Origin of the sequence: Salinivibrio sp. ES.052 (assembly GCF_900141775.1) — a bacterium.
Classification (GTDB): Bacteria; Pseudomonadota; Gammaproteobacteria; order Enterobacterales; family Vibrionaceae; genus Salinivibrio.
This window is the reverse complement of the sequence record NZ_FSRI01000002.1, coordinates 271797-292934: the sequence shown is the minus strand read 5'-3', so window position 1 is coordinate 292934 and position 21138 is coordinate 271797. Positions and strand designations below refer to the sequence as shown.

General features: G+C 52.5%; 18 protein-coding genes, 5 tRNA genes, 3 rRNA genes and 1 riboswitch. Of the genes, 20 read left to right on the top strand and 6 right to left on the bottom strand.

Going from position 1 to position 21138, the window contains the following annotated elements:
• Positions 1–17: 17 nt before the first annotated feature.
• From rsmB to def, 3 genes are all read right to left on the bottom strand, one after another.
• Entirely contained in the window at positions 18–1301 is a 1284-nt protein-coding gene (gene rsmB / locus BUQ98_RS10965) for a 16S rRNA (cytosine(967)-C(5))-methyltransferase RsmB (protein ID WP_074213874.1), read from the bottom strand.
• Positions 1302–1404: 103 nt separating this feature from the next.
• Positions 1405–2349, bottom strand: coding sequence for a methionyl-tRNA formyltransferase (fmt, locus tag BUQ98_RS10960; protein WP_074213873.1), 945 nt, complete (start codon positions 2347–2349; stop codon positions 1405–1407).
• A gap of 7 nt (positions 2350–2356) precedes the next feature.
• Positions 2357–2869 (bottom strand): peptide deformylase, encoded by a 513-nt coding sequence (def, locus tag BUQ98_RS10955; RefSeq protein ID WP_074214215.1) that lies wholly within the window; start codon positions 2867–2869, stop codon positions 2357–2359.
• A gap of 117 nt (positions 2870–2986) precedes the next feature.
• Between def and BUQ98_RS10950 the strand changes: the two genes are divergently transcribed.
• From BUQ98_RS10950 to BUQ98_RS10935, 4 genes are read left to right on the top strand one after another with little or no spacing between them, the layout of a single operon-like run.
• Positions 2987–4048, top strand: a complete 1062-nt coding sequence (locus tag BUQ98_RS10950; RefSeq protein WP_074213872.1) for a LysM peptidoglycan-binding domain-containing protein — start codon at positions 2987–2989, stop codon at positions 4046–4048.
• Positions 4008–5147 (top strand): DNA-processing protein DprA, encoded by a 1140-nt coding sequence (dprA, locus tag BUQ98_RS10945; protein WP_254813924.1) that lies wholly within the window; start codon positions 4008–4010, stop codon positions 5145–5147. Before BUQ98_RS10950 ends, dprA begins: the two co-directional genes overlap by 41 nt.
• A gap of 2 nt (positions 5148–5149) precedes the next feature.
• The gene (locus BUQ98_RS10940; protein WP_074213870.1) at positions 5150–5623 is read left to right on the top strand and encodes a DUF494 family protein; all 474 of its coding nucleotides are present in this window, start codon (positions 5150–5152) and stop codon (positions 5621–5623) included.
• Positions 5624–5650: 27 nt separating this feature from the next.
• Positions 5651–6208 (top strand): DNA topoisomerase family protein, encoded by a 558-nt coding sequence (locus BUQ98_RS10935; protein WP_074213869.1) that lies wholly within the window; start codon positions 5651–5653, stop codon positions 6206–6208.
• Here BUQ98_RS10935 and BUQ98_RS10930 read toward each other — a convergent pair.
• On the bottom strand, positions 6205–7353 hold the full coding sequence (locus BUQ98_RS10930) for a 5-(carboxyamino)imidazole ribonucleotide synthase (protein WP_074213868.1): 1149 nt from the start codon (positions 7351–7353) through the stop codon (positions 6205–6207). The two genes, BUQ98_RS10935 and BUQ98_RS10930, sit on opposite strands and share 4 nt — an antisense overlap.
• A gap of 4 nt (positions 7354–7357) precedes the next feature.
• Positions 7358–7840: a 5-(carboxyamino)imidazole ribonucleotide mutase gene (purE, locus tag BUQ98_RS10925; RefSeq protein WP_074213867.1), complete on the bottom strand. Its 483-nt coding sequence runs from the start codon at positions 7838–7840 to the stop codon at positions 7358–7360.
• 178 nt (positions 7841–8018) lie between these two features.
• On the opposite strand from purE, the gene hemF reads away from it, so the two are divergent.
• The 3 genes from hemF to BUQ98_RS10910 are packed head-to-tail and all read left to right on the top strand — an operon-like array spanning position 8019 to position 10020.
• Positions 8019–8936 carry an oxygen-dependent coproporphyrinogen oxidase gene (gene hemF, locus BUQ98_RS10920; protein WP_074213866.1) on the top strand — a complete coding sequence of 306 codons (918 nt, stop codon included), beginning with the start codon at positions 8019–8021 and terminating at the stop codon, positions 8934–8936.
• A gap of 3 nt (positions 8937–8939) precedes the next feature.
• Positions 8940–9764 (top strand): shikimate dehydrogenase, encoded by an 825-nt coding sequence (gene aroE / locus BUQ98_RS10915; protein WP_074213865.1) that lies wholly within the window; start codon positions 8940–8942, stop codon positions 9762–9764.
• A 58-nt stretch (positions 9765–9822) separates the two neighbouring features.
• The gene (locus BUQ98_RS10910) at positions 9823–10020 is read left to right on the top strand and encodes a DUF1488 family protein (RefSeq protein WP_074213864.1); all 198 of its coding nucleotides are present in this window, start codon (positions 9823–9825) and stop codon (positions 10018–10020) included.
• Here BUQ98_RS10910 and BUQ98_RS10905 read toward each other — a convergent pair.
• Positions 10017–10556 carry a gamma carbonic anhydrase family protein gene (locus BUQ98_RS10905; RefSeq protein ID WP_074213863.1) on the bottom strand — a complete coding sequence of 180 codons (540 nt, stop codon included), beginning with the start codon at positions 10554–10556 and terminating at the stop codon, positions 10017–10019. The genes BUQ98_RS10910 and BUQ98_RS10905 overlap by 4 nt on opposite strands.
• Before the next feature lie 620 nt (positions 10557–11176).
• Here BUQ98_RS10905 and BUQ98_RS10900 point away from each other — a divergent pair.
• The 13 genes from BUQ98_RS10900 (at position 11177) to thiS (ending at position 21138) form a co-directional block, all read left to right on the top strand.
• Positions 11177–12731: ribosomal RNA gene (locus tag BUQ98_RS10900) — 16S ribosomal RNA — on the top strand.
• A gap of 80 nt (positions 12732–12811) precedes the next feature.
• A tRNA-Glu gene (locus BUQ98_RS10895) sits at positions 12812–12887 on the top strand.
• A 2-nt stretch (positions 12888–12889) separates the two neighbouring features.
• Positions 12890–12965, top strand: a tRNA-Lys gene (locus BUQ98_RS10890).
• A 9-nt stretch (positions 12966–12974) separates the two neighbouring features.
• A tRNA-Val gene (locus tag BUQ98_RS10885) sits at positions 12975–13050 on the top strand.
• Between the two features lie 255 nt (positions 13051–13305).
• A 23S ribosomal RNA gene (locus BUQ98_RS10880) occupies positions 13306–16195 on the top strand.
• 86 nt (positions 16196–16281) lie between these two features.
• A 5S ribosomal RNA gene (gene rrf, locus BUQ98_RS10875) occupies positions 16282–16397 on the top strand.
• The 16S, 23S and 5S rRNA genes sit together here with 5 tRNA genes alongside, the layout of an rRNA operon.
• A gap of 101 nt (positions 16398–16498) precedes the next feature.
• A tRNA-Asp gene (locus BUQ98_RS10870) sits at positions 16499–16575 on the top strand.
• 146 nt (positions 16576–16721) lie between these two features.
• Positions 16722–16798 (top strand) — tRNA-Trp (locus BUQ98_RS10865).
• 136 nt (positions 16799–16934) lie between these two features.
• On the top strand, positions 16935–17315 hold the full coding sequence (gene crcB, locus BUQ98_RS10860; protein ID WP_025739291.1) for a fluoride efflux transporter CrcB: 381 nt from the start codon (positions 16935–16937) through the stop codon (positions 17313–17315).
• Between the two features lie 55 nt (positions 17316–17370).
• Positions 17371–17470: riboswitch (TPP riboswitch) on the top strand.
• 94 nt (positions 17471–17564) lie between these two features.
• Complete coding sequence (gene thiC, locus BUQ98_RS10855; protein WP_074213862.1) at positions 17565–19541, top strand: phosphomethylpyrimidine synthase ThiC; 1977 nt, start codon at positions 17565–17567, stop codon at positions 19539–19541.
• A complete protein-coding gene (gene thiE, locus BUQ98_RS10850) occupies positions 19538–20206 on the top strand; it encodes a thiamine phosphate synthase (RefSeq protein ID WP_074213861.1) in 669 nt (222 codons plus the stop codon). The genes thiC and thiE overlap by 4 nt, the downstream gene beginning before the upstream one ends.
• Positions 20190–20957 (top strand): HesA/MoeB/ThiF family protein, encoded by a 768-nt coding sequence (locus tag BUQ98_RS10845; protein WP_074213860.1) that lies wholly within the window; start codon positions 20190–20192, stop codon positions 20955–20957. The genes thiE and BUQ98_RS10845 overlap by 17 nt, the downstream gene beginning before the upstream one ends.
• Complete coding sequence (gene thiS / locus BUQ98_RS10840; protein WP_069361822.1) at positions 20941–21138, top strand: sulfur carrier protein ThiS; 198 nt, start codon at positions 20941–20943, stop codon at positions 21136–21138. The genes BUQ98_RS10845 and thiS overlap by 17 nt, the downstream gene beginning before the upstream one ends.

Below are 21138 nucleotides of genomic sequence, written 5' to 3'. Positions count from 1 at the left end.
TACTCCCTGCCTAGTGATTAGCTGGCTGGCTTTTCTAGGCATGCGTAATAGAAACCGTCCATGTCATGTTCTCCGGGGAGAATTTGGCGTCCTGGCTGGTCGTGGGTGCCGGTGTGCAATATTGCCGTTGGCTCGCGAGTTAAAAATGCGCGAATTTGTGTCGCGTTTTCATCCGGTAACACGGAGCAGGTCGCGTAAACCAGCGTACCTCCTGGTGCCAATTGCTGCCACATTACGTCCAATATCTCCGCTTGTAACGTGACCAAGGCGTGGATATCGCTATCGCGTCGTAACCATTTAATATCGGGGTGGCGACGGATCACACCGGTTGCCGAACAGGGCGCATCAAGCAAAATACGGTCAAATGCGGGCCCTTGATGCCAAGCGTTTGGTTCGCGAGCATCGGCGTGTTTGACATCAGCATTAAGCCCTAACCGTGACAGGTTCTCTTTGATCCGGGACAAGCGGTTTTCATCGGCATCAATGGCAGTGACATTGGCATCAGGCTGATGCTCGAGAATATGACAGGTTTTTCCTCCAGGGGCGGCACAGCAGTCGAGAATATGTTCTGCAGACGCTGGTTGGAGGTAATCGACCGCTAGTTGCGCGGCGGCGTCTTGTACCGAGACCCAGCCTTGGTCAAAGCCGGGTAAGCGAGAAACGTCGCAAGGTGTGTCGAGTTTTAGTGCATCCATGGCGTTTGGATGAACGCTAGCGCTAATACCGGCTTGTTGCAGTTGTGCTTGATAGCTTTCTCGAGAATGGTGCTGGCGGTTGACGCGCAGCCACATCGGTGCTTTTTGGTGATTTGCCGCCACGATGTCTTGCCAATGAGATGGATAGGCAGTCTGAAGGCGTTTCAGCAGCCAGCTGGGATGACAATAAAGCCCAGCATCGTGTGCTTGACTGGCTTGGTCTAGCGCGGCTTGATCGCGCTGATAATTGCGCAAAATGGCATTAATCAATCCACGTAATTGCGGGCGCTTCAATGGCTTGGTGGCATTGACGGTTTCAGCCACGGCCGCATGGGCCGGGATGCGCATATAGTTGAGCTGGTACAGACCCACCAGTAATAAATGATGGAATACACGCTGCTTGCCTTTTAATGGCTTATCCATCAGGACTTGCACGATATGCTCTAATCGCGGTAACCAGCGCAAGGTGCCGTAGCAAATCTCTTGCAATAGGGCGGCATCACGGGGGGCGATTTGCTGTTGAGCAAGGGGGAGTTGCTGCGACAATGACTGGCCCTGATCGACCACTTGATACAGAACGCGGGCAGCCGCGGCTCTTACATTCATACGTTTACCTATTCAAAGGCCAAATTGGCATCAAAAGATGCTGTTCGCCAGATTAAAAAAGGCCAGCGTACTGGCCTTATATTCGTGCGTCGACAGCACTCACCTATAGTTGGGTGCCCGTTTCAAACCATTCACGGCGTGCATTGAGCAGCTCATGGGCCTGCATGGCTTTTTTGCCAGGTGGCTGTAGCTGGGTGAGCTGGATCACGCCTTTTCCGGTCGCCACTTGGATACCGTGTTTGTCAGTGTTGATCACGGTACCTGGTGCTGTGTCTACATTGATATCCAATGCATTAGCGGCCCATACCTTAATGTTTTGGTCACCGAGTGTGAAATAGCTGACTGGACGTGGATTAAACGCCCGCACACAGCGTTCGATAAAGGTGGCCTCTTGGTGCCAATCGATGCGTGCTTCTTGCTTGGTTAGCTTTTCAGCATAGTTTGCTTTGGCATCATTTTGCGGTTCAGCTAAGACAATGCCCTTAGCCATATCATTGAGGCAGTCGATCAGTGCTTGTGGCCCAAGTTCCGCGAGGCGATAATAAAGGCTCCCACTGGTCTCTTTCTCATCAATAGGGAGAGTGGCTATTTTTAGCATGTCACCCGTGTCGAGCCCTTCATCCATTTGCATGATGGTGACGCCCGTTTCATTATCCCCAGCCCACACGGCACGCTCGATCGGCGCTGCACCACGCCAGCGAGGAAGAACCGAACCATGCACATTGATACAGCCCAGTTTTGGCGTTTCTAGCACCGCTTTAGGTAGGATCAACCCGTAGGCAACCACGACCATTATATCTGCGTTCAGTGCGGCTAGGTCGGCCTGTGCTGTTTCGTCACGTAATGTGCGAGGCTGATAGACGGGCAGAGAGTACTCAAGGGCGAGCTGTTTGACGGGGCTGGCCGTCAGTTTTTTGCCTCGCCCAGCCGGCTTGTCTTCGCGGCTATAAACCGCGATCACCTCATGCTCGCTACCGAGCAGGGCTTGCAAATGGCGCGCGGCGAAATCCGGCGTGCCCGCAAATACTATACGCAGCGGTGTGCTCAAAGTGACCTCAGCTTACTTTTTGATTAGCGCGTTTGATTTTTTCCATCTTTTGCTTGATACGTTGACGCTTCAATGGCGAAAGATAGTCAACGAATAGCTTACCGTCTAAATGGTCAAGCTCGTGTTGTACGCAAATTGCCAACAAGTCTTCAGCATCAAATTGGAATGGATTGCCTTCACGGTCCAGTGCTTGGACCGTCACTTCGGCAGCACGAGGTACCAAGGCGCGTGAACTCGGCACAGAGAGGCAGCCTTCTTCAATACCATCTTCACCGCGTTTTTCGATGATTTCTGGGTTGATTAGCACCATGGGCTCATTGCGCATCTCTGATACATCGATCACCACCATGCGGTGGTGAAAATCGACCTGAGTGGCCGCAAGGCCGATGCCATCTTGATCATACATGGTTTCAATCATGTCATCGGCCATTTTCTGGATCTCAGGGGTGACCGCTTCCACCGGTTTGGCCACGGTGCGAAGGCGTTCATCTGGATAGGTTAATACGTTCAGTAAAGCCATAACGTCTCGTAAAAGTTGAACTGTGCCGAAGGTGGCACGGGATAATTGGGTTAATTCTAGACATTTTGACAGCCAATTGACAGCATCGGCATCATCCATCTGGTGAGGAAGACATTGATGACAAGAAAGCTATTCAATCTCGTCGCTGTTGGGTTATTGGTTGTCGCGCTACCTTTAATGGCAGCTAGCCCTGCCAAGACTCAACGCTATGTGGTTGAGCGTGGGGATACCTTGTGGGATATCGCCGCCACCTTTTTCGATAATACTTGGCAATGGCCTGAAGTATGGTACGCCAATCCGGCAATAAACGATCCTAATCTGATTTATCCTGGCGATGAGCTCACCCTCACATGGCAGGAGGGAAAGCCGACAGTAAGCTATAAGCCCAGACGTGTGATTACGCAACAGACTAATGCTTCTGAAACATCGGCACTCAGCAGTGTTGACCCTGTTCTCTTGCCGTATTTACAACAAGATATGTTGGTGGAAAAAGCGCGCTTAGTCGCGCTGCCACGCGTGCTTGGCTCAACGGATGGGCGCCAATATATATCGTTACAGGATACGGTTTATGTTGATGCCGCGTTAAGTCCGGAAGATTGGCAAGTTTTTCGGGTCGATAAAACCTTTTTGCGTCCCGTTAAGCCAGACGCTAGCGCTGAGCCAATCATCATGGTGAGCTTAAAACATGTTGCGGATGGACGTATCAATGCTCGTAACCACGGACGCAGTGTGATGACGCTAACTCGAGTGGCGCAGGAAGTGCGTCCCAATGATGTATTACTGCCGTTGCCGGAGAAGAAGTCCCCTCACTTCTGGCCACAACCCGCTAAAACGGATGCGACCTTGTTAGGGCACCTTTACGGTAGCGAATATGTGGCGAACGGTCAGCTGGTGGTGCTCGATAAAGGCGCGAATGATGGTGTTGGTGCTGGTCAGGTGTTTACTGTCACAGAAACAGGGGCGAGTGTGCTAAATGGTCCCGGTGATTATCGCTATCAAAACGCGAGCGACAATATTGCGCAGCCAGCGATGCAACTGCCTGACGTACCGATGGGACAAGCCATGGTCGTACGGGCCTACCCCTGGGTCAGTTTGGCGGTGATAACCCAAGCTCGTCAGCCGATCAAAGCTGGCATGCATGCGGTGCCTCCTACACCTCAATTGGCCTATGTACGATAAGTCGCTGCGAGGATGGTTACTGCTTACCCAAGTTCCCCGATTGCGCGCTCAGCAGCGGCGCGCACTGCTGGCTAAACGCCCTATCCAGACCCTGTGCGAGCAAACGCATCACGAGCTTGCCGCTGTTGGGCTGACGGCTGAGCAATGTCAGGCGATTATTCAGCCCAATGAGGCGGTCATTAATTGTAGCCTTGAATGGGCGGAGCAAGAGAACTGCCATCTGATTGGGTTTGACCATCCCGCTTACCCTGCGCTGCTTCGTGAAATAGCGCGGCCACCTTTGGTGCTCTATGTGCAAGGCGATCCTGCTGCTTTAGCAAAACCACAGCTTGCCATGGTAGGAAGCCGTCATGCGACACAGTCTGGATTAACGACAGCCTATCAATTTGCTAAACAACTGGCCGAGCATGGTTTAGTGATCACAAGTGGTTTGGCCTTGGGGATTGACGGGCGGGCGCACAAAGGCGCTATGGATGGCTACGGGCAAACATTGGCGGTGCTGGGAAGTGGGTTGGATCGTATCTACCCTGCACGTCACCGTGACTTAGCCAGCCGGATTGTCGAACAGGGCGCATTGGTATCGGAATTTTGGCCTGATGCGCCACCACGTGCTGAGCATTTCCCTCGTCGTAATCGACTGATCAGTGGTTTGTCTGCGGGCGTATTAGTGGTTGAGGCTGCACCGCAAAGTGGATCCTTGATTACTGCGCGCTATGCCTTGGAACAAAACCGTGGTGTGTTTGCGATCCCAGGCTCGATTGACCAGGTTCAATCGCGCGGGTGTCATCAATTGATAAAGCAAGGAGCTACCTTGACTGACTGTGTTGATGATATTTTGAACGAGGTGGACAGTCTGGTTCAGTTTGCTGTGAGTCAACAAAGCGAATTATTTAGTGATGCACTCAAGTTAGATACGGATCAAGGATTGCCATTTCCCACGCTGTTGGCTAACGTAGGGTCTAACGCGACGTGTGTCGACGTACTGGCTGAGCGCTGCAACCAACCGGTTCACGAAATCATGATGCAGTTGTTAGACTTAGAACTCCAGGGGCTTGTAGCAGCAGTACCCGGTGGCTATGTCAGAACGAGGAGGGGCTAGCCATGATGGACATTCTTATGTACCTGTTCGAAACTTATATCCATAGCGATATTGAAGTCATTATCGATCAGGACGAGTTAGCGGATGAATTGTCCCGAGCGGGTTTTCATCAAGACGATATTTACAAGGCCCTGAACTGGCTAGAAAAGCTAGCACAGTTGCAAAATGCGGATAAACAGCCTTACCTATCAGGCAGTGCCCAAAGCTCGATTCGAATCTACACCGAGCAAGAAACACGCTTTATCGATCAAGAAAGCCGAGGTTTTCTCCTATTCTTAGAGCAAGCGGGTGTCTTATCACCAGAAACACGTGAAATGGTGATTGATCGGGTGATGGAACTAGAAACCCAAGAGTTCGGCTTAGACGACCTTAAATGGGTGATCCTGATGGTACTGTTTAACGTGCCAGGGAATGAGCGTGCGTATACGCAGATGGAAGACATGCTTTATGACGCGCAAGAGGGGTATGTGCATTAACCTCATCAAACAAAGCTCAAGGTGTGAATGAATAAACAAAACATCCCCAACACGGACGAGCGCTGCCCTGAATGTGGCAGCGCTCTTGCGTTTAAGTCTGGCAAACGAGGCCCGTTTCTGGCCTGTACCGCCTACCCAGACTGCCACTATACCAAAGCGTTACATCATGGCGATGGCCATGTAGTAAAAGCCCTTGGCGTGGCTTGCCCGGCCTGTCATCAGGGAGAATTGGTGTTACGCCAAGGTCGATTCGGTATGTTTATTGGCTGTGATCAGTTCCCGCAATGTACGCATATCGAAAAACCGGATGAGCCGGATCATACTACCCTAACGTGCCCTGCCTGCCACAAAGGTGAGCTGGTGGAGCGCACCTCTCGTTACGGCAAGCGCTTTTTTGCCTGTGACCAATACCCCAAATGCCATTTTGCCGTGAATACGTCACCGGTCGCTGGCATCTGTAAGCAATGCGGTTTTGCTTTGTTACTTGAGCGGAAAAAAGGTGGAAAAACCGTGTATCAATGTGCCGATAAGCCCTGCAGCGCGATTCAAGATGAACCGGCTGCAGAATCGGAGACCGAAGGCTAATCGGTTTGTGCAGCCAGTGCCAACGCGGCCGACTGCAAACCGTGAAAGGCATCGTTTGGCAGGTAACTGGCTAAGCTGGCTAATTTAGTGGCAAGCTCGGAGGCCGATGCCGCCGTGACATTGATGTGGCCCACTTTGCGCCCCGGGCGTGGCGTTTTGTTGTACCAATGCACATGGGCATCACGATAGGTCGCGAGTGGAACACTGCCTTGGCCTAAGATATTGATCATCGCAGTTGGTTGAATTAAATCAGTCGGACCGAGGGGTAAGCCGCTGACTGCGCGCAGGTGGTTTTCAAACTGGCAACACGCGCTGCCTTGCTGTGTCCAGTGACCGGAGTTGTGCACCCGAGGCGCGATTTCGTTAACCAGCAAGCTGCCATCCACATCAAAGAATTCCACCGCGAGCACACCCACATAATTCAGCGCGCTGGCAATCTTTTCCAACATGTCCGCTGCTTGTGCTTGCAAGGCATGCTCATCCGGGCGCACCACGGACAAAGTCAGAATCCCGTCATGGTGGTGGTTTTGGGTCAGGCTATAGCTGGCAAATTCACCATTCGCACCACGAACCCCAATCAGCGACACTTCTCGGTCAAAGGGGATCATGGCTTCGGCAATGATGGCTTGCCCATCGCGTTGCCCAGGCGCGGTGAGAAAGGCGTCGAGCTCGGCCCATAATGCGTGAAGATCATCGCCGTCACGATAGCGCCACTGTCCTTTGCCGTCATAACCATCCAAGGTGCTTTTGAGGACCAAGGGTGCCCCCAGTGCGTCGACCGCCTTTTCTAAATCAGCCTGTGTATACACCACTCGGTATGGCGCATTGGCGACGCCTGCTTGCATCAGCAGGGCTTTCTCAATTTGGCGGTCGCCACCGGTTAGAATCGCTTGCGCACTGGGGCGTAACTTCCCGCTTTGCTCGCATTGATGCAAGATATCAGCGGGAATATGCTCGAACTCGGCGGTAATAATATCCGCTCCAGCGATGGCCGTATTGAGGCCGTGACCCAGTGGTTGCAGCGTCAGTGGGTGAACAATGTCGCCACTACGCACATCATAGGCGCTGACGATAAGATTGAGCGGCGCGCCGGCCAAGGCCATCATCCGGGCCAGTTGCCCCGCGCCTAACACCAGAATATTCATGGCCTTACCCTTGTGGGTTGGGTTGAGCGAGAACGGCTTCAGTTTGCGCTCGGCGAAACGCATCCACTTTTGCCATCAAATCAGGGTCGGCCGTTGCGAGAATTTGTGCCGCAAGGAGGCCAGCATTCGCTGCGCCTGCGTCACCAATGGCGAGCGTGCCCACTGCCACGCCTTTGGGCATTTGAGCAATGGACAGCAATGAGTCTATGCCCTTTAATGCTTTTGACTGGACCGGTACGCCGAGTACAGGCAGGCTGGTGTGTGCGGCGGTCATCCCGGGAAGATGGGCGGCACCACCGGCGCCGGCAATAATCACTTTAATCCCTCGCTCAGCCGCTTGTTGGGCGTAATCGGCAAGTAACTGTGGCGTGCGATGGGCGGAGACAATACGGGTTTCGTAAGGGATGGCAAAGTGATCCAACATAGCTGCTGCATGTGTCATGGTGGGCCAATCAGATTGCGAACCCATGATGATACCGACAGTCATAATACGTCCTTCTTGATGACAAGCGTGAATAAGATACGCTGAGCGTGGCGCGAATTATACCCAGATTTCATCGCAAGGAAAACGTTTGCGTCAGCGGTGGGGAATGAAATTCCGTCAAGATCCTACTGCGTGGATCAGGTAAAGTAAGCACATAGTCTCAGTAACAAAGGATGTGAGCGTGGCACACGGTCAGTCGACAATTGATAAACAAGCCGTGAAGGCTTTTTTTCTCCAGCTTCAGGATGATATTTGTCAACAGCTTGCGCAGGACGATGGTCAAGCGCGTTTTATTGAAGATGCGTGGGAGCGTGAGAAAGGGGGCGGTGGCCGAAGCCGCGTCCTTCGGCAGGGACACGTCTTTGAGCAGGCGGGGGTGAACTTCTCACATGTCTTTGGCGATCAAATGCCCGCCTCGGCGACAGCGCACCGTCCTGAGCTTGCCGGCCGCTGTTTTGAGGCCATGGGAGTGTCGTTAGTGATCCATCCTCACAACCCGTACGTGCCGACCTCGCACGCGAACGTGCGTTTTTTCATTGCTGAAAAAGAAGGCTCTGATCCGGTTTGGTGGTTTGGCGGTGGATTCGATCTCACGCCCTTCTATCCCTTCGAGGAAGATTGTCAGCACTGGCATGATACCGCAAAAGCTTTGTGTGGGCCTTTTGGCGATACTGTGTATGCAGACCACAAGGCGTGGTGCGATCGCTACTTTTATCTGCCCCATCGCGATGAAACCCGTGGCGTCGGCGGGCTTTTCTTTGATGATTTGAACCAGTGGCCATTCGAGCAGTGCTTTGCCTACACCCAAGCGGTTGGAAAAGGCTTTATCGATGCCTACCTGCCGATAGTACAGCGCCGCAAAGCCACGCCCTATGGTGAGCGTGAACGCGATTTCCAGCTTTATCGCCGCGGACGCTATGTCGAATTTAACTTGGTGTATGACAGAGGCACGCTATTTGGCTTACAAAGTGGTGGGCGTACCGAATCTATTCTGATGTCGATGCCGCCGATGGCACGTTGGGAATATAATTGGTCACCCGATGAAGACGCGCCGGAAGCGAGACTCTATCGTGACTATCTCAAACCGAGGGAGTGGTAACAGATGACCGATCGTTATTGTGTGGTCGGCCACCCGATTGGCCACAGTAAGTCGCCGCAGATCCACGCCGCATTTGCGACGCAAACCCAACAAGACATCGACTATCAAGCCATTGAAGCACCGCTCGAAGGCTTTGTGACCACCATGCAGGCGTTTTTTGCGCAAGGAGGGTGTGGCGCCAATGTGACCGTGCCTTTTAAACAGCAAGCGTATGACTGGGTCGATACACTGACAGAGCGTGCCCGCCGCGCCGGTGCCGTGAATACGCTGGTTAAGCAAAGCGATGGTTCCCTACTGGGTGATAATACTGATGGGGCAGGTTTGGTGACTGATTTGCACTACCACCGTGTGGCACTGCGTGATAAGCGCATTATGGTCGTGGGTGCGGGCGGTGCAGCACGGGGTGTGTTGCTTCCTTTACTGGAGCAAGAGCCAGCATCGCTGATGATTGTGAATCGCACCGAGCAAAAAGCCCAGCAACTAGCCGCTGCATTTAGTGAGGCCGGACCGATTACTCGTCACGCCGTAGATAGACCCATGGCGGCGCCCGTGGATGTGATCATTAATGCGACCTCGGCGAGCTTACATCAAAGCCATCCCCCTCTCCCTCAAGGAGCGATTGGCCCAGCGACCACTGTCTATGACATGGTGTATCAAGCTGGCTGCACAACCAGTAACCAGTGGGCGCAACACCAAGGAGCAGGACGGTGTTTAGACGGTTTGGGCATGCTAGTGGAACAAGCGGCAGAAAGCTTTACCCTATGGCGCGGCTGTCGGCCACAAACCGAACGTGTGCGCGAGCAGTTAAGAGAGGCACTCAATCAATGAATCAATCCCTTATTCTGGCTGCGGACCAAGCGCAGGTCGATACGGCAAAGGCTCGTGTTTGTTTCTACGGCCAACTTATGGTGCATTGTTACCATGCGCTGTCCGCTTTACTACCTTATCCACGCTTGCCGGCTGTGCGGTGGACACGGATAATGCGCAGGCGATCGTCGAACAGGTCTGGTTTGATATAGAAGAGCACATGGAAGCGGCCATCGAGTCAGAAGCGTTTGAGCCCGATGGCAGCTTGGTGATCTAGCGCTCGCAGCGGTAGATGTCTTTGGTGTCGACATAGTTTTGCGCTGAGCGTGCAAAATAAGCACGCTCTTTGTCGGTGAGGGGGCGAACTTGTTTGACGGGTGAGCCAACATACAGATAGCCACTCTCTAAGCGTTTTCCTGGCGGGACCAAACTGCCAGCACCAATCAGTACCTCATCTTCTATGACAGCGTCATCGAGAATAATCGTCCCCATTCCCACTAGGACTCGGTTGCCAATCCGGCAGCCGTGTAACATGACTTTGTGGCCGATTGTCACTTCTTCGCCAATGATCAGCGGGTAACCTTGTGGGTTTTCGGCATTTTTGTGAGTAACATGAAGGACTGAGCCATCTTGCACATTGGTCCGAGCGCCAATCTGGATATGGTTCACGTCACCACGCGCTGCAACCAGCGGCCAAATACTCACATCATCGCCTAGCGTAATATCGCCAGCCAATACACTGGATTCATCAATATAGACGCGTTCGCCAAGCTGAGGCGTCATGCCTTTATAAGCGCGCAGCTGTTTTGCCATCACAAATCCCTCTTTATATCGCTATAAAACGTTAGATAACGGTAAGTTTGATACCAGTTTTACACCCTGGCGAGCAAAAAAACAGCGAGTGACAGTTTTTTTCTAAGAAACATTAAAAAAGGGGTTGCCAATTTGATCAGCTCCCCTATAATGCGCCTCCATCGACACGGCAGGCAGGGCAAGCGCTCATCGGCCATGTCGGGGCAAAAAATCGAATGAAAATAAACGCTTGACGTGAGTGTTCAAACGATTAAGATAGCCCACCTACTTAACGCAGACAACGCGTTAGGGAAGTCAATAAGAGGTTTTGTTTTGGCCGGTTGGCTAAAAAGAAAAGATAAAATTTCTTCTTGACTTTAACGGTAAGGCGCGTAAGATACGCAGCCCTGACCAAGCGAAGCGCAGCTTCGCACAGTCAACGCTCTTTAACAATTTGACCTATGCAATCTGTGTGGGCACTCGTTGAGAATAGACAAAAAGATTTATTCGATGAACTGAGTGACCAAACGATAACTTTTAGTTATTCGGCACAGTCAATTCGTTTGTCTCTTAGGAGACGAACAAAACAGTATTTATCGAGCCGTTTGTCTTTCCTTTTAGGAAAGCGAACAAAAGAACTTAAATTGAAGAGTTTGATCATGGCTCAGATTGAACGCTGGCGGCAGGCCTAACACATGCAAGTCGAGCGGAAACGGCAGTATTGAAGCTTCGGTGGATTTACTGGACGTCGAGCGGCGGACGGGTGAGTAACGGCTGGGAACCTGCCCTGACGAGGGGGATAACCGTTGGAAACGACGGCTAATACCGCATAATGTCTACGGACCAAAGGTGGCCACTACATGTAAGCTATCGCGTTGGGATGGGCCCAGTTAGGATTAGCTAGTTGGTAAGGTAAAGGCTTACCAAGGCGACGATCCTTAGCTGGTTTGAGAGGATGATCAGCCACACTGGGACTGAGACACGGCCCAGACTCCTACGGGAGGCAGCAGTGGGGAATATTGCACAATGGGGGAGACCCTGATGCAGCCATGCCGCGTGTGTGAAGAAGGCCTTCGGGTTGTAAAGCACTTTCAGCAGTGAGGAAGGTAATGTACTTAATACGTGCATTGCTTGACGTTAGCTGCAGAAGAAGCACCGGCTAACTCCGTGCCAGCAGCCGCGGTAATACGGAGGGTGCAAGCGTTAATCGGAATTACTGGGCGTAAAGCGCATGCAGGCGGTTTGTTAAGTCAGATGTGAAAGCCCGGGGCTCAACCTCGGAACCGCATTTGAAACTGGCAGGCTAGAGTCTTGTAGAGGGGGGTAGAATTTCAGGTGTAGCGGTGAAATGCGTAGAGATCTGAAGGAATACCAGTGGCGAAGGCGGCCCCCTGGACAAAGACTGACGCTCAGATGCGAAAGCGTGGGTAGCAAACAGGATTAGATACCCTGGTAGTCCACGCTGTAAACGATGTCTACTTGGAGGTTGAGGTTTTAGACTTTGGCTTTCGGCGCTAACGCATTAAGTAGACCGCCTGGGGAGTACGGCCGCAAGGTTAAAACTCAAATGAATTGACGGGGGCCCGCACAAGCGGTGGAGCATGTGGTTTAATTCGATGCAACGCGAAGAACCTTACCTACTCTTGACATCCAGTGAACTTTCCAGAGATGGATTGGTGCCTTCGGGAACACTGAGACAGGTGCTGCATGGCTGTCGTCAGCTCGTGTTGTGAAATGTTGGGTTAAGTCCCGCAACGAGCGCAACCCTTATCCTTGTTTGCCAGCACGTAATGGTGGGAACTCCAGGGAGACTGCCGGTGATAAACCGGAGGAAGGTGGGGACGACGTCAAGTCATCATGGCCCTTACGAGTAGGGCTACACACGTGCTACAATGGCAGATACAGAGGGCAGCGAGACAGCGATGTTAAGCGAATCCCTTAAAGTTTGTCGTAGTCCGGATTGGAGTCTGCAACTCGACTCCATGAAGTCGGAATCGCTAGTAATCGTGGATCAGAATGCCACGGTGAATACGTTCCCGGGCCTTGTACACACCGCCCGTCACACCATGGGAGTGGGCTGCACCAGAAGTAGATAGCTTAACCTTCGGGAGGGCGTTTACCACGGTGTGGTTCATGACTGGGGTGAAGTCGTAACAAGGTAGCCCTAGGGGAACCTGGGGCTGGATCACCTCCTTACTGACGCTATTCTTGCGAGTGTTCACACAGATTGTATAGGTTGAAGTTATAAGAGGATATGTTCCCAAACATATCAGCGTGTCCCATTCGTCTAGAGGCCTAGGACACCGCCCTTTCACGGCGGTAACAGGGGTTCGACTCCCCTATGGGACGCCAATGGGTTGTTAGCTCAGTTGGTAGAGCAGTTGACTTTTAATCAATTGGTCACAGGTTCGAATCCTGTACAACCCACCACACTATTGTGGGCGATTAGCTCAGTTGGGAGAGCACCTCCCTTACAAGGAGGGGGTCACTGGTTCGAGCCCGGTATCGCCCACCACGCTTTAAAGGTTTTTGTTTGAGAATCTTTAGAATGTGGTTTATTTAGCAATAAACGACATGCTCTTTAACAATCTGGAAAGCTGACAAAGTCATTCTTTAAGAATGACAGTAAAGTTCTCAATCAGTGACATGTAATGTCACTCACACAATCAAGTGTGCTTGGGCTTTGTCTTAGTAATAAGCAAAGTCTCTATTTGAGTCCGGCAAAAACAAAACCTTAGTTGTTTTCATACAAGACCTTTTGGGGTTGTATGGTTAAGTGACTAAGCGTAGACGGTGGATGCCTTGGCAGTCAGAGGCGATGAAGGACGTATTAACTTGCGAAAAGCCCAGATAAGGCAGTAAAAGCCATTTGAATCTGGGATGTCCGAATGGGGAAACCCACCTGCATAAGCAGGTATCTTAGCGTGAATACATAGCGCTAAGAGGCGAACTCGGGGAACTGAAACATCTAAGTACCCGAAGGAAAAGAAATCAATTGAGATTCCGGCAGTAGCGGCGAGCGACCCCGGAGCAGCCCTTAAGCAGACTTGGCGTTAGGTGAACAGGTTGGAAAACCTGGCAACAAAGGGTGATAGCCCCGTAACCGACGGCGCCATATCTGTGAAAACGAGTAGGACGGGACACGTGATATCTTGTCTGAACATGGGGGGACCATCCTCCAAGGCTAAATACTCCTGACTGACCGATAGTGAACCAGTACCGTGAGGGAAAGGCGAAAAGAACCCCTGTGAGGGGAGTGAAATAGAACCTGAAACCGTCTACGTACAAGCAGTGGGAGCCTCCTTCGTGGGGTGACCGCGTACCTTTTGTATAATGGGTCAGCGACTTAATGTAAGTAGCAAGGTTAACCGCATAGGGGAGCCGTAGGGAAACCGAGTCTTAACTGGGCGCACAGTTGCTTGCATTAGACCCGAAACCGAGTGATCTAGCCATGGGCAGGTTGAAGGTTGAGTAACATCAACTGGAGGACCGAACTCACTAACGTTGAAAAGTTAGGAGATGACCTGTGGCTAGGGGTGAAAGGCCAATCAAACTCGGAGATAGCTGGTTCTCCCCGAAAGCTATTTAGGTAGCGCCTCGGACGAACACTACTGGGGGTAGAGCACTGTTAAGGCTAGGGGGTCATCCCGACTTACCAACCCTTTGCAAACTCCGAATACCAGTAAGTGCTATCCGGGAGACACACGGCGGGTGCTAACGTCCGTCGTGGAGAGGGAAACAACCCAGACCGCCAGCTAAGGTCCCAAAGTTATCGCTAAGTGGGAAACGATGTGGGAAGGCTCAGACAGCCAGGATGTTGGCTTAGAAGCAGCCATCATTTAAAGAAAGCGTAATAGCTCACTGGTCGAGTCGGCCTGCGCGGAAGATGTAACGGGGCTAAGCGATACACCGAAGCTGCGGCAATGCGATTTATCGTATTGGGTAGGGGAGCGTTGTGTAAGCCGTTGAAGGTGTGCTGAGAGGCATGCTGGAGGTATCACAAGTGCGAATGCTGACATGAGTAACGATAATGGGGGTGAAAAACCTCCACGCCGGAAGACCAAGGGTTCCTGTCCAACGTTAATCGGGGCAGGGTAAGTCGGCCCCTAAGGCGAGGCCGAAAGGCGTAGTCGATGGGAAACGGGTTAATATTCCCGTACTGCTACTTACTGCGATGGGGGGACGGAGAAGGCTAGGTGGGCCTGGCGATGGTAGTCCAGGTTCAAGGGTGTAGGCTGTAATCTTAGGCAAATCCGGGATTACACACGGTCGAGACCCGATGTCGAGCCACCAAGGTGGTGAAGTCATTGATGCCATGCTTCCGGGAAAAGCCTCTAAGCTTCAGGTAAGTAGGAACCGTACTCCAAACCGACACAGGTGGTCGGGTAGAGAATACCAAGGCGCTTGAGAGAACTCGGGTGAAGGAACTAGGCAAAATGGTACCGTAACTTCGGGAGAAGGTACGCTGCCCACGGTGAAGTCCCTTGCGGATGGAGCTATGGGCAGTCGCAGATACCAGGTGGCTGCAACTGTTTATTAAAAACACAGCACTGTGCAAAATCGAAAGATGACGTATACGGTGTGACGCCTGCCCGGTGCCGGAAGGTTAATTGATGTGGTTATCGCAAGAGAAGCCATTGATCGAAGCCCCGGTAAACGGCGGCCGTAACTATAACGGTCCTAAGGTAGCGAAATTCCTTGTCGGGTAAGTTCCGACCTGCACGAATGGCGTAATGATGGCCACGCTGTCTCCACCCGAGACTCAGTGAAATTGAAATCGCAGTGAAGATGCTGTGTACCCGCGGCTAGACGGAAAGACCCCGTGAACCTTTACTACAGCTTGGCACTGAACATTGAGCCTACATGTGTAGGATAGGTGGGAGGCTTTGAAACGGCGACGCCAGTTGTCGCGGAGCCAACCTTGAAATACCACCCTTGTATGTTTGATGTTCTAACTTAGCCCCCTTATCGGGGGTGAGGACAGTGCCTGGTGGGTAGTTTGACTGGGGCGGTCTCCTCCCAAAGAGTAACGGAGGAGCACGAAGGTGGGCTAATCACGGTCGGACATCGTGAGGTTAGTGCAATGGCATAAGCCCGCTTAACTGCGAGAGTGACGGCTCGAGCAGGTACGAAAGTAGGTCATAGTGATCCGGTGGTTCTGAATGGAAGGGCCATCGCTCAACGGATAAAAGGTACTCCGGGGATAACAGGCTGATACCGCCCAAGAGTTCATATCGACGGCGGTGTTTGGCACCTCGATGTCGGCTCATCACATCCTGGGGCTGAAGTCGGTCCCAAGGGTATGGCTGTTCGCCATTTAAAGTGGTACGCGAGCTGGGTTTAGAACGTCGTGAGACAGTTCGGTCCCTATCTGCCGTGGGCGTTGGATGATTGAGGGGAGCTGCTCCTAGTACGAGAGGACCGGAGTGGACGAACCGCTGGTGTTCGGGTTGTGTCGCCAGACGCATTGCCCGGTAGCTAAGTTCGGCACAGATAAGCGCTGAAAGCATCTAAGCGCGAAGCTGGCCCCGAGATGAGTCATCCCTAGAGCTTCGAGCTCTCTAAAGGGTTGTCGTAGACTACGACGTTGATAGGCAGGGTGTGTAAGCGCTGTGAGGCGTTGAGCTAACCTGTACTAATTGCCCGTGCGGCTTAACCATACAACACCCAAGAGGTTTTGGGTTGGACTCGAAATAAGCCAGTTGATTGTGGCGAGAACGAACAGCTTTCTAGATTACCGAATTTGCTTGGCGACCATAGCGCTTTGGACCCACCTGACTCCATGCCGAACTCAGTAGTGAAACGAAGCAGCGCCGATGGTAGTGTGGGGTCTCCCCATGTGAGAGTAGGACATCGCCAGGCTTGCTTTCTTGTTTTCAGATTTTTGGAAAAATCTGAAGGCAAAAACGGATTTAAGCATCAAAGCAGATATGCGTAAGACTTTGATGAGACAGAATTGGTGCGGAGTGGTAGTTCAGTTGGTTAGAATACCGGCCTGTCACGCCGGGGGTCGCGGGTTCGAGTCCCGTCCACTCCGCCACTACTTAGAAACCCTAGCTGAAAAGCTGGGGTTTTTTGCGTTTGGGCTATTCGAGTAATTTGCTTTATAAATAAGCAATTAAACGTTTGAGTGTTAATTGATGGTGGTAATTTGTCGCGGGATCGCTACAATAGGCACCTATCTACAGGGGTATAGCTCCAACTGGCAGAGCAGCGGATTCCAAATCCGCGTGTTGGGGGTTCGAATCCCTCTACCCCTGCCAAATACCAAAGCATCGACATTGTCGGTGCTTTTTTTGTATCTGCTGTCTGCGGTGAGAGCCGTGCTTCCCTTTACCTTCTGTTTCTTACGCATTTGTCGCGGTATGATGCCTTTTTGCCAATTAAAAGGAGCACCCAGTGATTAGCATATTATGGGTAGGGCTTGGTGGTGCATTAGGGGCGTCCTCACGCTTTTTGGTATCAGAATGGAGCGTCGCGGTACTTGGCCGTGGATTCCCGTACGGAACCTTGATGGTGAATGTGTTGGGATCATTGGCGATGGGGGTCTTTTTAGCCGCCATGAGTCAAGAATTGATCGCCCCTGTGCCCTGGCGTCAGCTAATTGCGATTGGCTTTTTAGGGGCTTTTACCACCTTCTCGACGTTCTCTGTCGATACCTTGATGCTGTTCCAACATGGGGAAACGGTGAAAGCCTTGCTAAATGTTGGTTTGAATCTCGCCTTATGCCTGGGGGCGGCAGCGATGGGAGCTTGGCTGTTAGGGCGCATCACCGGGTAATGGAAAACATCGTGTTCGTCGCTTGTTGTTGCAGCGGTGATTTCTTATACTGGCGTTGAACTTGTCGGAGTGCCAATTGGCTGAGACCACATAAAGTGGGATCCGTTGAACCTGATCTGGTTAAGACCAGCGAAGGGAACAAGAGATGCTTCAGATCACAGACGCAACCCGTCTGCCACTTTGCTCACATCTCAAATTCAGCGTTTTCCGGCAAGCATTAATTCCCATAATGAACACCGGAGTAATGCTATGTCGACCCGTAAACAGGCCCGTCTCGAGGCCAAATCCTTTATTGATTCCCTCTCTGTGCAAACCTATCCCAACTCGGAAAAAGTCTATGTCGAAGGCTCGCGACCTGACATTCGCGTCGGCATGCGCGAGATCCATCTTTCCCCCACCTTTGTGGGCGGCAGCAAAGAAAACCCTCAGTATGAAGATAATGAATCGATTTGGGTGTATGACACCTCGGGCCCCTATACCGACCCAGACACCTACATCGATATTTACCAAGGCTTAGCCTCAGTGAGAAAAACCTGGATTGATGAGCGTGCCGATACAGAGTTTCTTGATGCAGTGAGCTCAGACTATGCGCAGACCCGCCTCAGTGATGAAACCTTAGATGATCTTCGCTTTAGTGCCTTACCGCCTATCCGTCGGGCGAAACCTAACCAATGTGTGACCCAACTTCACTACGCACGCCAAGGCATTATCACCCCAGAGATGGAATTTATCGCTATCCGGGAAAATATGGGGCGTCAGCAGTATCGTGAAGAGCAGCTAAACCGCCAGCACCCAGGAGAAAGCTTTGGCGCGCATTTACCCTCAAACATCACTCCCGAATTTGTGCGCCAAGAAGTTGCTGAAGGGCGTGCGATTATTCCTGCCAACATTAACCACCCAGAAGCGGAGCCGATGATCATTGGGCGTAACTTTCTGGTGAAAGTGAATGCTAATATTGGTAACTCGGCGGTGAGCTCCTCCATTGAAGAAGAAACTGAAAAATTAGTGTGGGCGACGCGTTGGGGCGCGGATACGGTGATGGATTTATCGACCGGACGCAATATCCACGAAACTCGCGAGTGGATTTTACGTAATAGCCCAGTCCCGATTGGCACCGTACCTATGTATCAGGCGCTTGAGAAAGTGAATGGCGTTGCCGAAGACCTGACCTGGGAAGTGATGCGCGATACCTTGATAGAGCAAGCCGAGCAAGGGGTCGACTACTTTACCATTCACGCCGGGGTGCGTTTGCACTATGTGCCCATGACTGCCAATCGCGTGACTGGGATTGTCTCGCGTGGCGGTTCGATTATCGCCAAATGGTGCTTGGCGCATCATCAAGAAAGCTTCCTCTATACCCATTTTCGCGAAATCTGCGAGATTTGTGCTGCCTATGATGTATCGCTGTCACTAGGCGATGGGTTACGTCCCGGCTCAGTAGCTGACGCGAACGACGAAGCCCAGTTCAGTGAGCTACGTACCCTGGGCGAGCTGACCAAGGTGGCATGGGAATACGATGTACAGGTGATGATTGAAGGCCCTGGCCATGTGCCCATGCACATGATCAAAGAGAATATGGACGAGCAGCTCACCCATTGCCACGAAGCGCCTTTCTATACCTTAGGCCCGCTGACTACCGATATCGCGCCGGGTTACGACCACATTACCTCCGGGATTGGTGCGGCGATGATTGGCTGGTTTGGGTGTGCGATGCTTTGCTATGTCACGCCCAAAGAGCATCTGGGTCTGCCCAATAAAGAGGATGTTAAAACCGGACTGATTACTTACAAGTTGTGCGCGCACGCCGCCGACTTAGCCAAAGGACATCCGGGCGCGCAGGTGCGAGATAACGCCATTTCCAAAGCGCGCTTTGAATTTCGCTGGGAAGATCAGTTTAACCTTGCATTAGATCCGGTGACGGCGCGTGCTTATCACGATGAAACCCTGCCTCAAGAGTCAGGCAAGGTCGCGCATTTTTGCTCCATGTGTGGGCCAAAATTCTGCTCTATGAAGATCAGCCAAGAAGTCCGAGATTACGCCAAAGAAAATGGCTATGCCGCTGCGGGCGAAGCGATTGATGTCACCATGTTGGAAGACCCGTTAGCAGGCATGCAGCAAAAATCGCAAGAGTTTCGAGCAAAGGGCAGTGAGCTCTACCTGCAGAAATCCCATCATTCGTCACAACAAGGCGCTGAGATAAGCGACAGCGATAAGGTGGAATCATGAGCCTGACCCCGTTTGCGCCTATGGCGGAAGGTGTAGGCCCATTATATCCGGTGGTAGACGACGTGGATTTACTTGAACGCTTACTTTGCTTGGGCGTGAAAACCGTGCAACTGCGTGTGAAGCAGCCAGCCCATCCACAATTGGCAGACTGGGTACAGCGCGCGGTGGCTTTGGGCCGCGCGCACCATGCGCAGGTGTTTATCAACGATTACTGGCAGCTTGCGCTTGAGGCTGGCGCCTATGGCGTTCATCTAGGGCAGCAAGACTTACAAGAGGCGGACCTTGACCGGCTTGCGCGGCAAGGCGTGCGCCTAGGTGTATCGACGCGCAGTCCCGAACAGCTTGCCGCAGCGATTGCGCTCTCGCCCAGTTATCTCGCCATCGGCCATATTTTTCCCACCACCACCAAACAGCTCGCTGAGCCGCCGCAAGGCATTTCAGCGTTAGCGCAGCAGGTGGCGGTTGTCGATGGCCGTTTCCCAACGGTGGCGATTGGCGGTATTGATCTCAACCGTGCCCCTGACGTTTGGCGAACCGGCGTAGATGCCATTGCGGTGGTCCGCGCCGTGACGCAAGCGCCTGATTTAGCGGCGCGCATTGACGCATTTAATCGCTGTCTTAATCCATCCAGACAGCAAGGAGAGCGTGATGCTATCGGACAGTGAATACCAGCGCTATAGCCGGCAAATCATGCTGACAGAAGTCGGAGAGCGTGGGCAGCAGGCACTTAGCAATGCGCGCGTGTTGATGGTCGGTGCCGGTGGGCTTGGAACCACCGCGGGCCTCTACCTTGCGGGGGCTGGCGTGGGGCAGTTAGCGATTGCTGACTCGGACCACATTGAACTATCTAATTTGGCGCGTCAGGTGGCGTATCGGGAGGCGCAAATCGGCACCGATAAAGCCGCGTCGCTAGCCGCTAACTTGGTCGCGCTGAATCCACATTGCCAGTGCCGAGCCATCAATGCCTATCTAGAAGGTGAGCGTCTGGCGCTTGAAGTGGCGATGGCGGATGTGGTCCTTGATTGTAGTGATAATCTCGCCACCCGTCATGCGGTCAACCAAGCCTGTGTAGAGGCTGGCACGCCGTTAGTGAGCGCGGCTGCGATTGGCTGGCAAGGCCAGTTATTGGTTTATCAACCGCATAGCGCATGTTATGCGTGCGCCTTTGCGGACGTGACGCTTTCTGAACCCACACGCTGCGCTGAAGCTGGGGTAATGGGACCTGTGGTCGGCATGATGGCCACCGCGCAAGCGCTGGAAGGGATAAAACTGTTATTAGGGCAGGCGGTCGGGACCAATCGCTTGTCACGGTTTGATGGACAAACCATGACATGGCAGCACTTTTCGCTGCCTGTGCATCCGCACTGTGCGGTTTGTCAGCCAACGCGGGAGGTAAGTGATGCAGTTAATCATTAATGACACGCCGACAGAGGTCAATGCCACGACCGTCGCGCAACTGATTGAGGAGATGAAGGTGCCAGCCGAGTCGGTCGCAGTGGCGCTGAATCAGACCATTATTGCGCGTGATGCTTGGTCATCCACGTCACTCACCGCTGGCGATAGCTTGGCGGTCTTTCAAGCGATTGCCGGAGGATAA